We start from the raw sequence: 14,817 nt of genomic DNA on the forward strand, positions 1-14,817 counted from the left end.
GTAAACTTTCATCGCTTACTTCTCGTGCCGCTCGCGCAGGCGGCCTATCACCTTGCTCAAATCCAGCTCCTGATCCTGCAACAGCACCAGCAGGTGGTAAATCAGGTCGGAAGCTTCGTTGGTCAGTTCCTCGCGATCGTTCACCGTGGCGGCCAGGGCGGTTTCTACGCCTTCTTCGCCCACCTTCTGAGCTATGCGCTTGGTACCGCTGGCATACAGCTTGGCAGTGTAAGAGCTATCCGGGCTGGCGGTTTTACGCGAAGCCAGCAATTGTTCAAGCTGGTACAGGAAGCCCCAATCGCTGCTTGCCGGATGGAAGCAACTGTCGTTGCCCAAATGGCAGGTTGGGCCGATTGGGTTGGCCAGGATCAGCAGGGTATCGTTATCGCAGTCTGGCGTAATGCTGACCACGTTAAGGAAGTTGCCTGAGCTTTCGCCTTTGGTCCACAGGCGCTGCTTGGTGCGTGAGAAGAACGTCACCTTGCCGGTTTGCTCGGTCACGTCCAGAGCTGCCTGATCCATATAGCCCAGCATTAATACTTCGCCGGAAACGGCATGTTGTACGATTGCCGGCATCAGGTTGTCGGTTTTTGCCCAATCCAGCTTAGCTTTCTGTTGTTCTGTTAACACACGCGTATCTCCACGCCTTTCTCTGCCAGGAACCGTTTCAGTTCGCCGATATTGATGATTTGCTTATGGAATACCGAAGCCGCCAGCGCGCCGTCAACGTCGGCATCGCGGAAGGCTTCCAGGAAGTGTTCCATGGTACCGGCACCGCCGGAGGCGATCAGCGGCACCTTGCACACTTCACGTACCCGCTTCAGCTGTTCCAGATCGTAACCGTTGCGTACGCCATCCTGGTTCATCATGTTGAGCACAATCTCCCCAGCGCCACGCTTTTGCACTTCCTGCACCCAATCGAGGGTTTGCCACTCGGTGACTCGGGTGCGGCTTTCATCGCCGGTATATTGGTTGACGTGGTATTTGCCGGTTGCGGCTTCATACCAGGTGTCGATCCCGACCACGATGCACTGTACGCCAAAGCGATCTGCCAGGCGGCTGATCAGCGTTGGGTCGGCCAGCGCAGGGGAGTTGATGGAGATCTTGTCCGCCCCAAAGGAAAGGATCTGGCTGGCGTCTTCGGCACTCTTGATGCCCCCGGCCACGCAGAACGGAATATCGATCACTTCCGCAACCCGTGATACCCAGCTTTTATCAACCACCCGGCCATCGCTGGAGGCGGTGATATCGTAAAAGACCAGTTCGTCGGCACCTTCCTGCGCGTAGCGCTGGGCCAGCGGCACGATATCGCCAATGATTTCGTGGTTACGGAACTGCACGCCCTTGACCACTTGCCCGTCCTTGACGTCCAGACAAGGGATTATCCGTTTTGCCAGCATGCGATAGCCTCCTCAACGCTGAATTTACCATCCAACAGGGCGCGTCCGACGATCACCCCTTCCACACCACTGCCACGCAACTGGGCGATATCGTCCAGGTTGCCGATGCCGCCAGAAGCCTGGAAGGCGATCTGCGGATAGCGTTGGCACACTTCCTGATACAGCCCCACGTTAGAACCTTTCAGCGTACCGTCGCGTGAGATATCGGTGCACAGCACGTGCTTCAGGCCAAACGGCAGATATTGCTCAACTACCTGTTCCAGCGTGGCCTCCGAGTCTTCCTGCCAGCCGCTGATAGCCACGTTCTTGCGGCCTGCGGCGTCGATGCGTACGTCCAGCGCCAGCACCATGGCATCGGCACCGTAGCGTTCAAACCAGCCCTGTACCAGCTCTGGCTGCTTGACTGCGGTGGAGCCGATGACCACGCGCGTGGCTCCGGCTTCCAGCAGCGCGGCAACGTCTTGTTCGTTACGAATACCGCCGCCAACCTGTACTGGCACGCTTACCCCGGCCAGCAGTTTACGCAACAGCGGGATCTGGCGAGCCGCCGGGTCTTTGGCCCCGGTCAAATCAACCAGGTGTAAAACTTGCGCCCCTTGCTGCTGATAGTCTTGCAGACGCAGCAGCGGATCGTTGCCGTAGTCGCGCTGTTGGCCGTAATCGCCCTGATGCAGGCGCACTACGTTACCGTCGATCAAATCCAAAGCGGGAATAATCATGCTGCCTACATCTCCAGAAAGTTCTTCAACAGTTGCGCCCCGGCGTTGCCAGATCGCTCTGGATGAAACTGCACGCCAAAGAAGTTGTCTTTTTGTACGGCGGCGGTGAAGGGCTCGCCGTAGTTCGCCTGAGCGATGGTGCTTGAGCATATCGGCATCGCATAACTGTGAACGAAGTAAAAGTAAGCACCATCCTCGATGCCGCGGAACAGATGATCGCCGGCCTGCGCCGTAACCTGATTCCAGCCCATATGGGGCAAAGGCAGGCCAAAATCGGTCATCTGTGTTACCGGAGTATCGATAATCCCTAACGTTTTGATACCCCCATTTTCTTCACTGCTGGCTGCCAGCAACTGCATGCCCAGGCAGATCCCCAGCACAGGCTGGGTACAGGCTTTAATCAGATCGATCAGGTCGCGCTGTTCCAACTGGTCCATCGCCGCCTGTGCAGTACCCACACCAGGCAGAAACAGTTTGTCGGCGCGCAGCACGATCTCTGGATCGCGGCTCACCTGTGGCTGATAGCCCAGGCGTTGCACCGCATAGTTGACCGAGGCGAGGTTGGCGCAGCCGGTGTCCAGGATCACCACGTTCATCACAGCACTCCTTTCGAGCTAGGCAGCGTATTGCCCTCAACGCGGATCGCCTGGCGTAGCGTGCGGCCAAACACCTTGAACAGGCTTTCGACGCGGTGATGGTCGTTTTTGCCTTTGGTCCGCAGGTGCAGGGTGCAGCCCATGGTGTAAGACAGCGAGCGGAAGAAGTGCTCGATCATCTCGGTGCTAAGATCGCCTACGCGTTGGTAGTTGAACTCGGCTTTATATTCCAGGTGCGGGCGACCGGAGATATCCAGCGCGCAACGGGCCAGGCATTCATCCATCGGCAACACGAAGCCGAAGCGCGCGATGCCGCGTTTGTCGCCTAGGGCTTTACTCAGTGCTTCGCCCAGCGCCAATCCGGTGTCTTCTACCGTGTGGTGATCGTCGATGTACAGATCGCCGTTCACCTGAATATCCATCCGGAAGCCGCCGTGGGTGGCAATCTGATCCAGCATGTGGTCGAAGAAGCCGACGCCGGTTTTGATCTTGCTGCCGCCTTCGCGATCCAGCCAGACCTTAACGTCAATCTGCGTCTCTTTGGTCACGCGGTTAACGTGCGCATAGCGATCGCGTTTGGTCAGTTGTTGGGTGATGGCCTGCCAGCCCAGCGCCTGACGCTGATACAGCAGCCCCTGAATACCCATATTGGCCGCCAGTTGGATATCGGTTTGACGATCGCCAATCACATAGCTGTTGGCCACGTCGATCACGCCCGGCTCCAGATAGCCTTTGACCATAGCGACCTTCGGTTTACGACATTCGCAATGGTCTTCCGGCTTGTGCGGGCAGATCAGGATATCGTCAAATTTGATGCCCTGTGAGCTGAGGATCTGCATCATCAGGTTGTGCGGTGGATCGAAGGTTTCCTGCGGGAAGCTGGCGGTGCCGAGGCCGTCCTGATTGGTGATCATCACCAGGGTGAAACCGGCTTGCTGCAAGGCCAGCAGGGCAGGGATCACTTCCGGCTCCAGCGCCAGTTTATCCAGGCGGTCGACCTGAAAATCTTCCGGGGGTTCAGCAATCAGCGTGCCGTCACGGTCAATAAAGAGATATTTTTGGCTCACATTGGCTCCTATGCGCCGGGCAGAGTATTGAGTGCGTCAACGACGCGCTGGCATTCGTTACGGGTGCCGATGGTGATCCGCAGGCAACCGGACAGGCCAGGCTGTTTATTTTGGTCTCGCAAGATAATGCCCTGATCCCATAAGGTTTTAAAGACATGACTTGAGGCGGTAAAGCGAACCAGCAGGTAATTGCTGTCACTGGTGAAGACTTGCTCGACACAGGCGCAGTCTTGTAACGCCTGCTGTAGCCAGCTGCGGTTGGCGGCAATCTCGGTGACGCGCTGGCGCATAACGCGGATCCCCTCGGTGCTCAGCGCCTGGGCGGCGATATCGGCCACCGGGGTTGAGAGCGGATACGGGGCAATCACTTTCAGCAGCAGGGCGATCACGTCCTCATTGGCCAGGGTAAAGCCACAGCGCAGGCCAGCCAGGGCGAAGGCTTTGGACAGCGTGCGTAATACTACCAGGTGCGGATAATCGCTCAGCCAGCTAGCAACTGAAGCTTGCGGGCAGAATTCGATATAAGCTTCATCGATGGCGACGATAGCTTTGCCTTTGGCCAGCTCCAGCAGGTTACGCAGATCGTTGGGATCCAGCAGGTTGCCGGTCGGGTTATTCGGGCTGCAGGCGTAGATCAGCTTGACGTTATCCAGGCTGGCGGCAATGGCAGGCAGATCGAGCTGCCAATCTTGTTTGGCTTCGACCGTACGGCGCTCTACGCCAAACGTCTCGGCGCTGACGGCGTACATGCCGTAAGTTGGTGGGCAGAACAGGATAGTGTCCTGGCCTGGCTCGCAGAAGGCACGGATCAGCAGTTCGATACCTTCATCTGCGCCACGGCTGACCAATACCTGTTCTTTATTCACCCCGGCGTAGGCAGCGTAACGCTCAATCACCAGCGCGGGTTGGCATTCCGGGTAACGGTTGAAGGTCTGGGCGGTCAGTTGGAACTCTGGCGCAACCGGGTATTCGTTGGCATTCAGCCAGACGTCACCCTTGCCACCAAGGCGGCGGGCCGACTGATACGGGGTCAGCTCGCGCACGTTTTTACGTGCTAATTCTTCGATGCTCATGCTTGCTCCTTCAGTGCGGCGACGCGTAGGGTCACGGCGTTTTTGTGGGCGACCAGTTGCTCGGCGGCAGCCAGGATCTCAATGGTCGGGGCCAGGGTCATAAAGCCCTGTGGCGTCAGTTCCTGTACCGTCATGCGCTTTTGGAAATCCGCCAGCCCCAGGCTAGAGCAGGTGGCGGTATAGCCATAGGTTGGCAGCACGTGGTTGGTACCGGAGGCATAATCTCCGGCGGACTCCGGCGACCAGTCACCTAGGAACACCGAACCAGCGCTGGTGATGCTGTCTACCAGATCGCGCGCGCTGCGGGTCTGAATAATCAGGTGCTCAGGGCCATACTGGTTGCTGATGGCGACACACTCGGCCAAATCCTTCGCCACAATCAGGCGGCTGCTGGCCAGAGCCTGGCGAGCGGTTTCTGCTCGTGGCAGTTGTGCTAGCTGTTGCTCAACCGCCATGGCGACCGCTTCGGCCATTGCGGCGTCTGGGGTTAACAGAATGACCTGTGAATCCGGGCCATGCTCGGCCTGAGACAGCAGATCGGAAGCGACAAACGCCGGGGTCGCGCCGCTGTCTGCGATCACCAGCACTTCGGAAGGGCCAGCAGGCATATCGATGGCCGCACCGTCCAACCGTTGGCTGATCTGACGTTTGGCTTCGGTGACAAAGGCGTTGCCCGGCCCGAAGATTTTCGCTACCCGTGGCACCGAATCCGTGCCAAACGCCATGGCGGCAATCGCCTGCGCGCCACCGACCTGGAACACTTCCTGCACGCCACAGAGTTTGGCGGCATACAGGATCTCATCGGCGATCGGCGGTGGTGAACACAGCACCACGCGGCGGCAACCGGCAATGCGTGCCGGGGTCGCCAACATCAATACCGTGGAGAACAGCGGTGCGGAACCGCCAGGGATATACAGACCCACCGAATCGATTGGGCGGGTCAACTGCTGACAACGCACGCCGGGCAGGGTTTCTACGTCCACCGCTGGCAGTTGTTGTGCATTGTGGAAGGTTTCCACGTTGGCGACGGCTACGGCCATCGCCTGTTTGATCTCGTCACCCAGACGGGCGCAGGCCTGGTCAATCTGCTCTGCCGTTAAGCGTAATGCCGCGACTTCGGTTTTATCAAACTTGGCGCTGTACTCACGTAGCGCGCGGTCCCCGTTGGCCTTCACGTTATCGAGGATCTCGCGCACCGTGCGGGTGATGCTGTCCGAAGCCGAAATGGCCGGGCGCATCAGCAACTCCGCGCGCTGTTCCGCGCTGCAGCTGCCCCAATTGACGACGGTATTGAAGTTTGGCATGGCGTTACTCCATCATCTTCTCAATTGGCAGCACCAGAATGGAGCTGGCACCCAGGGCTTTGAGTTTTTCCATGGTTTCCCAGAACAGAGTCTCACTGCTGACCATGTGCATCGCTACGCGGTTCTGAGAGCCTGCCAGTGGCAGAATGGTAGGGCGTTCGGCACCCGGCAGCAGCGCGACGATTTCATCCAGGCGTTCGCTTGGCGCGTGCAGCATGATGTATTTGGATTCGCGCGCCTGGATCACGCCTTGGATGCGGGTCATCAGGCGGTCGATCAGCTGTTGTTTGGCTTCCGGCATTTCACCGTCACGCTGGATCAGGCAGGCTTTCGAGCGGTAAATCACTTCCACTTCACGCAGGCCGTTGGCTTCCAGGGTGGCACCGGTAGACACCAGGTCACAGATCGCGTCTGCCAAGCCTGCGCGCGGAGCCACTTCCACCGAGCCGTTCAGCAGGCAGGATTTAAAACGAACGCCTTGTTTATCGAGGTATTGCTTGAGCAGGTGTGGGTAAGAGGTAGCAATGCGGGAGTCTTGCAGGCTTTGCGGGCCGGAGTATTCGCTATCCAGCGAGGTGGCCAACGACAGGCGGCACCCCCCAAAATCCAGGCGGCGCAGCGTGAAGTAGCGAGGATCTTCACCCTGAGCACGGCGGTTGAGCAATTCCTCTTCCAGCACGTTCTCACCGATGATGCCCAGATCCACCACGCCATCCATCACCAGGCCTGGGATATCGTCATCACGAACGCGCAGGATATCGATCGGCATATTCTCGGCGAAGGCAATCAGGCGTTGTTGCTGCAGGTTGATCTTGATGCCGCAGCGGGCCAGCAATTCCTGAGACTCTTCGCTCAGGCGGCCTGATTTCTGCATGGCGATACGTAAACGTGTTTTGTCCAACATGGTAACCTCTGTTTAATCTGTAATTTTATGAATTTGTTATTAAATTTATATTTTCTGTCTGTCCGGAGCCAAAAAAAAACCCTCGGAAGATATCTTCCGAGGGCTCTTTCTTGCGTTTAGTTCGTTCTACGCGCCACTGGAAGATTCGAGAATCGTCTTCCAGCACACATCGCCTGAAAGACTAGTCAGGATGATGGTGATGATGGTGGTTGAACTGAACGCGAGTCATGTCATTTCTCTTTAAAATTGGGTCAGCCAGTGCTGAGGTGCTAATTAAGCTAAACTATCCGTTGTATAACTTGCAACCCTTTTTTGTGGTTATGAATTTAATTTATTGAAAGCGAGTGAGTTATTAGCCGGACGCAGCTTTACTCAACCTTAAGGTTAACCGATTGTAACCACCAGCGCGGTGGCGTAGCCTAGGGGAGTATCCGACTATCGCCTGCGGTGTGGCCAGGGGTCCTCTGCAACGGTGAAGTTGGGCTTGTTAGTCGATTCTTAGGGGCATACTGATGAAAAAAGTCGCCATTGTGGGTCTGGGTTGGTTAGGGATGCCGCTGGCTTTATCGTTAATGGGCCACGGGTATGAAGTGGTTGGCAGTAAAACTACTCCGGATGGGGTAGAAGCCGCGCGGATGAGTGGTATCGAATGTTATCGCCTAGAACTGACGCCGGAGCTGATTTGCGAAGCTCACGATCTGGAACAACTGTTGTACACGGATGCGTTGGTGATCACTCTGCCAGCCAGCCGCACCGTCGAGGGGAGCGCAAGCTACTTTGATGCCGTACGTATGCTGGTAGACAGCGCGATAGCGTTTGGTGTGCCGCATATTATCTTTACCAGCTCCACGTCGGTTTACGGTGAAACCACCGGCACCGTTCGGGAAGATTCGCCGCTCAAGCCGGTGACGTCGGCTGGCCGGGTGCTGGAAGAGTTGGAGCTTTGGCTGCATCAATTACCCAACACGTCGGTGGACGTTTTGCGCTTGGCAGGGCTGGTGGGTGGGGATCGGCATCCAGGGCGTTTCCTGGCGGGTAAGGTTGACGTCAAGGGCGGTTCGCACGGGGTCAATCTGGTGCATCAGGATGACGTGATCGCGGCCATTCAACTGCTACTGAAGCTGCCGAAGGGCGGGCACACCTATAATCTTTGTGCGCCAGGCCATCCGCTCAAACGTGATTTCTACCCGGCGCTAGCCGAGCAACTGCATCTGCAACCTCCGCAGTTTGCGCAAGAAGATGAACAAGAAGGGCGGCTGGTGGACGGTAGCCGTATCTGTAACGAGCTGGGGTTTGAATATCAATACCCAGACCCGAATCGCATGCCGATCGGTTAACCCAATCAAACTGTCCCGCAGCTTGCGGGGCAGTATCCCTCTAAAATAACTTTGCTTATTTTTAATCTGTCAGTTTGATTATTAAACTCGACTAAATTACAAGGAAATTAATTTTACGCATTGATATTGAAAGTAATAATCTAAATCCTTCATATTCCCCCTCCTTGTATACATCATCTATATTTATCATTTGTGTAAAATTCGAGTTAACGGAAATTTGAGTTTCTCTCCGCTATTTTCAAACTGTTGCGATAAGTATTAACATACGCTCGGTTTTTTCTAAAAGGTACCTATCCTCTCAAGCGTCTAATGGCAGTTTTTACATGAATTTTATTAATAAAAAAAATACAGCGATCTCACCTATCGCCATTTCTGCGCTGTTACCTTGCGCTCTGTGTATGACGGTAAACGTACAGGCCAGCGATCGGGCAGTGGACCCATCTTCCATGGTGGTTACGGCCAAGCGCAGCGGTCTTTCAGAATTGAGTACTCCGGCTGCGGTTAGCGTGCTTAATGGCGATGAACTTCGTCAGGCCAGGCCGCAGATTAATCTCTCCGAAGGGCTGGGTAGCGTGCCGGGGCTGCAAATTCAAAATCGCCAGAATTATGCGCAAGATTTGCAACTGTCAATCCGTGGTTTTGGCTCGCGCTCAATGTACGGCGTACGCGGCGTACGTATTTATGTGGATGGTATTCCTGCCACCATGCCGGATGGCCAAGGGCAAACGTCGAATATCGATCTCAATTCAGTGGATAAGGTGGAGGTCCTGCGTGGGCCGTTTTCCGCTCTGTATGGCAACGCTTCCGGCGGCGTCATCAACGTAGAGACCGAAACCGGCCAACAGCCGGACAAGATTGAAGCGGGCATGTATAGCGGTAGTGACGGCACCTGGCGCTACGGTATGAAAGCCAGCGGTGCAACCGGCGATGGCACGCACGCAGGTGACGTGAACTACGCCGTCTCCGCGACGCGTTTTACCACCGAAGGGTTCCGTGACCACAGTGGGGCACGCAAGAACCTGGGTAACGCGCGTTTGGGTGTGCGCATTGATGATGTCAGTACGCTGACGCTGTTGTTTAACTCGGTGGATATTAATGCCGACGATCCCGGTGGTTTAACCGAAGCCGAATGGCACGACAATCCGCGCCAGGCACCAAGAGCAGATCAATACAACACGCGTAAAACCATTTCTCAGACCCAGGCCGGGTTACGCTATGAACGCCAGATGAGCGCCAATGACGATCTGAGCATCATGACTTACGCCGGTGAGCGGGAAACCACGCAGTATCAGTCAATTCCTGTAGCCGTACAGCAGCGTAGTGAACAACATCCCGGCGGAGTGATCTCTCTGGCGCGTCATTACCAGGGCATCGATACTCGCTGGACTCATCGCGGTGAAATCGCCACGTTGCCCTTCAGCGTGACGGGCGGGCTCGACTACGAAACCATGACCGAGCAGCGCAAAGGCTATGAGAATTTCACGGTAGTCAACGGCATTAACGAATTGGGGACCAAGGGGAATCTACGGCGGGATGAACGCAACCTAATGTGGAATGTGGACCCTTATCTGCAAACGTCCTGGAACCTGACCCAACGTTTGACGCTGGATGCTGGGGTACGCTTCAGCACCGTCAATTTCGACTCCAACGATCGCTATATTACCGGCAGTAATGGTGATGACAGTGGCGATGCCCGCTATCACCAGTGGCTGCCAGTAGGCTCGCTCAACTATGCGTTGACCAAGGCCTGGAATGTGTATGCTTCCGCCGGGCGTGGTTTTGAAACCCCTACCATCAATGAACTCTCTTATCGCCCAGGTGGCGTGGCGGGGCTCAATCTCGGTCTAAAACCTGCTACCAGCGATACCGTTGAGCTGGGAAGCAAGACCCGTGTAGGCAACGGCCTGTTCAGCGCGGCGCTGTTCCAAACCGATACCAAAAACGAAATTGTCGTTGATGAGAGCAGCAACGGGCGCACCAGCTACAAGAATGCGGGGCAAACCCGTCGCCGTGGGCTGGAGTTAGCGCTGGATCAACAGTTCAGCTACGACTGGCGTCTGCAAATGGCTTGGACGCTGCTGGATGCCACTTACCGTGATGATGTCTGCGGTGACAACATCTGTTCTGCCGCAAAGCAGGTGCCGAAGGGCAACCGCCTGCCGGGGATTGCCCGCAATATGGGGTACGCCTCGCTGGCCTGGTCGCCGCCGCAAGGTTGGTTCGCCGGTGCTGAAGTGCGCTACATGAGCGATATCCAGACCAACGATCAGAATTCACAGCAGGCACCGTCCTACACCGTGGCAGCGCTGAATACCGGATATCGCTACCCGGTAGGGAACTGGCAATTTACCGTTTTTGGCCGGGTGGACAATCTGTTTGATCGCCAGTACGTCGGCTCGGTGATTGTCAACGAAGGCAATGGCCGCTATTTCGAACCCGCTCCAGGCAGAAACTGGGGTGGGGGCATGAGTGTTGCTTATTCATTTGAGTAGTAAGCAGTAGTACAGCGGGGAACCTAACCCCCGTTGAGTTGTTATCTTGGGATGGTTATTTATTACACCAGTGAGTGCGCCAACATTTGCGCGTTGCTAGCGGTGGGAGAAAGTGAATATGGCAAAGACAGGCAATAAACGAAGTATAGGGAATTACTTGATGTGGCTGCTGGGGGGGCTGATGGGCGTCATCGGCCTCGCGCTGGCAATCGGCGGCGTTTACCTGGCTTCATTGGGAGGGAGCCTCTATTTTGGGCTGATGGGAGTGGTGATGCTGATCGCTGCGGTACTGGTGATCAAGCTCAAACCTGCGGGCATATGGGTGTATGCGCTGGCCTTTGTGTTCACCCTGATTTGGGCGTTGTGGGACGTTGGTCTGGATTTCTGGCCGTTGTTCTCACGCTTGTTTATGTTCGGCGTGCTGGCCTTCCTGGCCGCGTTGGCCTATCCATGGTTGAAGAAACGTGCCGGTCATCCGGTTCGCGGCTTCGTCAGCTATTCTTTGGCTGGGTTGCTGGCGGTTGCGCTGGTGGCCGGATTTGGTTACACCTTTGTGCCTACGCCACTGGTGGCGGCCAAGGAAGATATTCCGGTTAAACCGGTGGCTGCCGGTAGTGAGCAGAAAAACTGGGAACATTGGGGGAATACCACCCACGGTGACCGTTTTGCCGCGCTGGATCAGATCAACAAGTCTAACGTCAGCAAGCTGAAGGTGGCGTGGATTGCCCATACCGGCGATATTCCACAAAGCAACGGTTCCGGCGCTGAAGACCAGAATACTCCGCTGCAGATCGGTAATACCCTGTATGTCTGTACCGCCTACGGCAAAGTGCTGTCTTTGGAGGCCGATACTGGCAAACAGCTGTGGTCCTTCGATCCTAAAGCCTCAGCACCTAACTGGCAGCGCTGCCGTGGCCTGGGTTATTACGACAATGCGGCTCAGCCTGCCTCATCGCCAGTGGTTGCCGCTAACGCTACGGCACCAGCCATGTGCGAACGCCGTCTGTTCCTGCCAACCATCGATGCGCGTTTGATTGCCATTGATGCCGAGACCGGCAAACCTTGCGCCGACTTTGGTGATAACGGCACCGTCGATCTGAAAGCGGGCATGGGCGAAGTTAAACCGGGTTATTACCAGCAAACCTCAACCCCATTGGTGGCGGGTAACCTGGTGGTGGTGGGTGGCCGCGTGGCGGACAACTTCTCTACCGGCGAACCTCCTGGTGTGGTGCGTGCTTATGATGTGCATACTGGTGAACTTGCCTGGGCGTGGGATCCGGGTAATCCGGCCATTACCAAGCTGCCACCAGCGGGTGAAACCTATACGCGCGGTACGCCGAACGTATGGTCCGCAATGTCTTACGACGCCAAACTGAATCTGATCTATCTGCCGACCGGTAACGCCACGCCTGATTTCTTCGGCGGCGAGCGTACCGCGCTGGATGATAAATACAGCTCTTCCATCGTGGCTGTTGATGCTACCAGCGGCAAAGTGCGTTGGCATTTCCAAACCACGCACCATGACCTGTGGGACTTTGACCTGCCGTCTCAACCGTTACTGTACGATCTGCCAGATGGCAAGGGTGGTACGACACCCGTGCTGGTGCAAACCAGTAAGCAGGGCATGATCTTTATGCTCAACCGTGAGAACGGTCAGCCGGTGGCGAAAGTGGAAGAGCGTGAAGTGCCGCAAGGCAATGTGCCTGGCGAACGTTACTCCAAGACCCAGCCGTTCTCGGTGGGAATGCCGAATATTGGCAACCAGACGCTGACCGAGTCAGATATGTGGGGCGCAACGCCGCTCGATCAACTGCTGTGCCGTATCGAGTTCAAAGGGATGCGTCACCAGGGCGTCTATACACCGCCGGGTATCGACCGTGCTCTACAATATCCTGGCTCGTTGGGCGGGATGAACTGGGGCAGCGTTTCGGTGGATCCGAACAATGCCATCATGTTTGTTAACGACATGCGTTTGGGGCTGGCCAACTCGATGGTGCCACGCAGCAAGGTGCCGACCGGCGCCAGCGGCATCGAAATGGGTCTGGTTCCGATGGACGGTACGCCGTTTGGTGCGATCCGTGAACGCTTCCTTTCCCCACTGGGCATTCCATGCCAGAAGCCGCCGTTTGGCACCATGTCAGCGGTAGACCTGAAGTCTGGCAAGCTGGTGTGGCAGGTTCCGGTAGGTACGGTGCAGGATACGGGGCCGCTGGGCATCAAAATGCGTATGCCGATGGAAGTTGGCATGCCAACGCTGGGGGCGAGTCTGTCTACTCAATCCGGCCTGCTGTTCTTTGCTGGTACTCAGGATTTCTACCTGCGTGCCTTCGATACGGCAACCGGGAAAGAGATCTGGAAAGAACGTCTGCCAGTGGGCAGCCAGTCCGGTCCAATGACCTTTGTCTCGCCGAAGAACGGTAAGCAATACATTATCATCAGTGCTGGTGGTGCTCGTCAGGCCGCAGAGCGGGGTGACTATGTCATTGCTTATGCTCTGCCAGACGAAAAGTAACTAGCTGGTAGTTCACCAATAAATAAAGGGGTTAGCATTACTGCTAACCCCTTTATGGTTTTCCTCGGTGGTCGAAATCAGACCTTGGAACCCCAGAGATCGTACTCGTCGGCGTTCTCAATCTTCACTTTGACGATGTCACCGACTTTGACATTGGCTTCACCGTTAAGGTATACCGCGCCGTCGATTTCCGGTGCGTCCGCCATGCTGCGGCCAATGGCACCTTCCTCATCCACTTCGTCGATCAGCACCAGCACTTCGCGGCCAATCTTGTCTTGCAAGCGTTGGGCGGAGATTTGTTGCTGCAGCTGCATAAAGCGATGGAAGCGTTCTTCCTTCACTTCTTCTGGCACCGGGTCGGCCAGTTCATTAGCGGCAGCACCTTCTACCGGGCTGAACTTGAAGCAGCCAACGCGATCCAGCTTGGCTTCGGTCAGGAAGTCGAGCAGCATCTGGAAGTCTTCTTCGGTTTCCCCTGGGAAGCCAACGATAAAGGTGGAGCGCAGCGTCAGGTCCGGGCAGATTTCGCGCCAGCGCTTGATGCGCTCCAGCGTGCGTTCAACCGCGCCAGGGCGTTTCATCAGCTTGAGGATTTTCGGGCTGGCGTGCTGCAGTGGAATATCCAGATAAGGCAGGATCTTGCCTTCAGCCATCAGCGGGATCACGTCGTCCACGTGCGGGTAAGGGTAAACGTAGTGCAGACGCACCCAGGCACCCAGGCTGGAAAGCTGTTCACACAGGCTGACCATGCTGGTTTTTACCGGCTGGCCGTTCCAGAAACCGGTACGGTGTTTGACATCGACGCCGTAGGCCGAGGTATCTTGTGAGATCACCAGCAGCTCTTTCACCCCAGATTCCACGAGGCGTTTGGCTTCATCCAGCACGGAGCCGATCGGACGGCTGTCCAAGTCGCCGCGCATCGATGGGATGATGCAGAAGGTGCAGCGATGGTTGCAGCCTTCGGAAATCTTCAGGTAGGCGTAGTGCTTTGGCGTCAGCTTCACGCCCTGCGCCGGAGTCAGGCTGGTAAAGGGGTTATGCTCCGGTTTCGGCACATATTGGTGAACGTGGGACAAAACCTGTTCGTAGCTGTGCGGCCCGGTAATTTCCAGGACCTTCGGGTGCACCTCACGAATTTGGTTTTCCTTGGCACCGAGGCAGCCGGTCACAATCACCTTGCCATTCTCGTTCAAGGCTTCACCGATTGCTTCCAGTGACTCTTGAACGGCGCTGTCGATAAAGCCGCAGGTGTTCACGATCACCAGCTCAGCATCATCATAGCGGGGCACTACCTGGTAACCTTCGTTACGCAGTTCAGTCAGGATCCGTTCAGAATCAACCAGGTTTTTCGGGCAACCTAGTGAGACAAAGCCGACACGGGGGGCTTTTGGGGTCATAGTTTGTGACATAGCT

General features: G+C 56.2%; 13 protein-coding genes and 1 other annotated feature. Of the genes, 3 read left to right on the forward strand and 10 right to left on the reverse strand.

Annotation, left to right across the window (positions count from 1 at the left end; all coding sequences use genetic code 11):
• Window positions 1-15: 15 nt before the first annotated feature.
• The 9 genes from hisIE to hisL form a co-directional block, all read right to left on the reverse strand.
• A complete protein-coding gene (gene hisIE / locus KGP26_RS09685; RefSeq protein WP_059200340.1) occupies window positions 16-630 on the reverse strand; it encodes a bifunctional phosphoribosyl-AMP cyclohydrolase/phosphoribosyl-ATP diphosphatase HisIE in 615 nt (204 codons plus the stop codon).
• A complete protein-coding gene (gene hisF / locus KGP26_RS09690) occupies window positions 624-1,400 on the reverse strand; it encodes an imidazole glycerol phosphate synthase subunit HisF (protein WP_021179972.1) in 777 nt (258 codons plus the stop codon). Before hisF ends, hisIE begins: the two co-directional genes overlap by 7 nt.
• On the reverse strand, window positions 1,382-2,119 hold the full coding sequence (gene hisA / locus KGP26_RS09695) for a 1-(5-phosphoribosyl)-5-[(5-phosphoribosylamino)methylideneamino]imidazole-4-carboxamide isomerase (protein ID WP_059200341.1): 738 nt from the start codon (window positions 2,117-2,119) through the stop codon (window positions 1,382-1,384). Before hisA ends, hisF begins: the two co-directional genes overlap by 19 nt.
• A gap of 5 nt (window positions 2,120-2,124) precedes the next feature.
• The gene (gene hisH / locus KGP26_RS09700; RefSeq protein ID WP_021179970.1) at window positions 2,125-2,715 is read right to left on the reverse strand and encodes an imidazole glycerol phosphate synthase subunit HisH; all 591 of its coding nucleotides are present in this window, start codon (window positions 2,713-2,715) and stop codon (window positions 2,125-2,127) included.
• Window positions 2,715-3,782: a bifunctional histidinol-phosphatase/imidazoleglycerol-phosphate dehydratase HisB gene (gene hisB / locus KGP26_RS09705; protein ID WP_223665341.1), complete on the reverse strand. Its 1,068-nt coding sequence runs from the start codon at window positions 3,780-3,782 to the stop codon at window positions 2,715-2,717. Before hisB ends, hisH begins: the two co-directional genes overlap by 1 nt.
• Before the next feature lie 8 nt (window positions 3,783-3,790).
• On the reverse strand, window positions 3,791-4,855 hold the full coding sequence (hisC, locus tag KGP26_RS09710; RefSeq protein WP_223665342.1) for a histidinol-phosphate transaminase: 1,065 nt from the start codon (window positions 4,853-4,855) through the stop codon (window positions 3,791-3,793).
• Window positions 4,852-6,159, reverse strand: a complete 1,308-nt coding sequence (gene hisD / locus KGP26_RS09715; protein WP_223665343.1) for a histidinol dehydrogenase — start codon at window positions 6,157-6,159, stop codon at window positions 4,852-4,854. Before hisD ends, hisC begins: the two co-directional genes overlap by 4 nt.
• A gap of 4 nt (window positions 6,160-6,163) precedes the next feature.
• Window positions 6,164-7,063, reverse strand: coding sequence for an ATP phosphoribosyltransferase (hisG, locus tag KGP26_RS09720; RefSeq protein WP_021179966.1), 900 nt, complete (start codon window positions 7,061-7,063; stop codon window positions 6,164-6,166).
• Window positions 7,064-7,133: 70 nt separating this feature from the next.
• Window positions 7,134-7,269: a sequence feature (His leader region), on the reverse strand.
• On the reverse strand, window positions 7,245-7,292 hold the full coding sequence (hisL, locus tag KGP26_RS09725) for a his operon leader peptide (protein ID WP_100396937.1): 48 nt from the start codon (window positions 7,290-7,292) through the stop codon (window positions 7,245-7,247). Its footprint overlaps the feature before it by 25 nt.
• 283 nt (window positions 7,293-7,575) lie before the next feature.
• Here hisL and KGP26_RS09730 point away from each other — a divergent pair, with 283 nt between their 5' ends.
• The 3 genes from KGP26_RS09730 (at window position 7,576) to KGP26_RS09740 (ending at window position 13,404) form a co-directional block, all read left to right on the forward strand.
• Window positions 7,576-8,400, forward strand: coding sequence for an SDR family oxidoreductase (locus KGP26_RS09730; RefSeq protein WP_024528609.1), 825 nt, complete (start codon window positions 7,576-7,578; stop codon window positions 8,398-8,400).
• 398 nt (window positions 8,401-8,798) lie between these two features.
• Window positions 8,799-10,892 carry a TonB-dependent receptor PqqU gene (gene pqqU / locus KGP26_RS09735; protein ID WP_223665638.1) on the forward strand — a complete coding sequence of 698 codons (2,094 nt, stop codon included), beginning with the start codon at window positions 8,799-8,801 and terminating at the stop codon, window positions 10,890-10,892.
• Window positions 10,893-11,010: 118 nt separating this feature from the next.
• Complete coding sequence (locus tag KGP26_RS09740; protein WP_209522327.1) at window positions 11,011-13,404, forward strand: glucose/quinate/shikimate family membrane-bound PQQ-dependent dehydrogenase; 2,394 nt, start codon at window positions 11,011-11,013, stop codon at window positions 13,402-13,404.
• A 77-nt stretch (window positions 13,405-13,481) separates the two neighbouring features.
• Here the strand turns inward: KGP26_RS09740 and rimO are convergent, their stop codons facing one another.
• Window positions 13,482-14,813: a 30S ribosomal protein S12 methylthiotransferase RimO gene (gene rimO / locus KGP26_RS09745; RefSeq protein ID WP_021179962.1), complete on the reverse strand. Its 1,332-nt coding sequence runs from the start codon at window positions 14,811-14,813 to the stop codon at window positions 13,482-13,484.
• Window positions 14,814-14,817 lie beyond the last annotated feature (4 nt).

This window comes from Serratia sp. JSRIV002, from assembly GCF_019968725.1.
In the GTDB taxonomy this organism is placed as follows: Bacteria; Pseudomonadota; Gammaproteobacteria; order Enterobacterales; family Enterobacteriaceae; genus Chania; species Chania fonticola_B.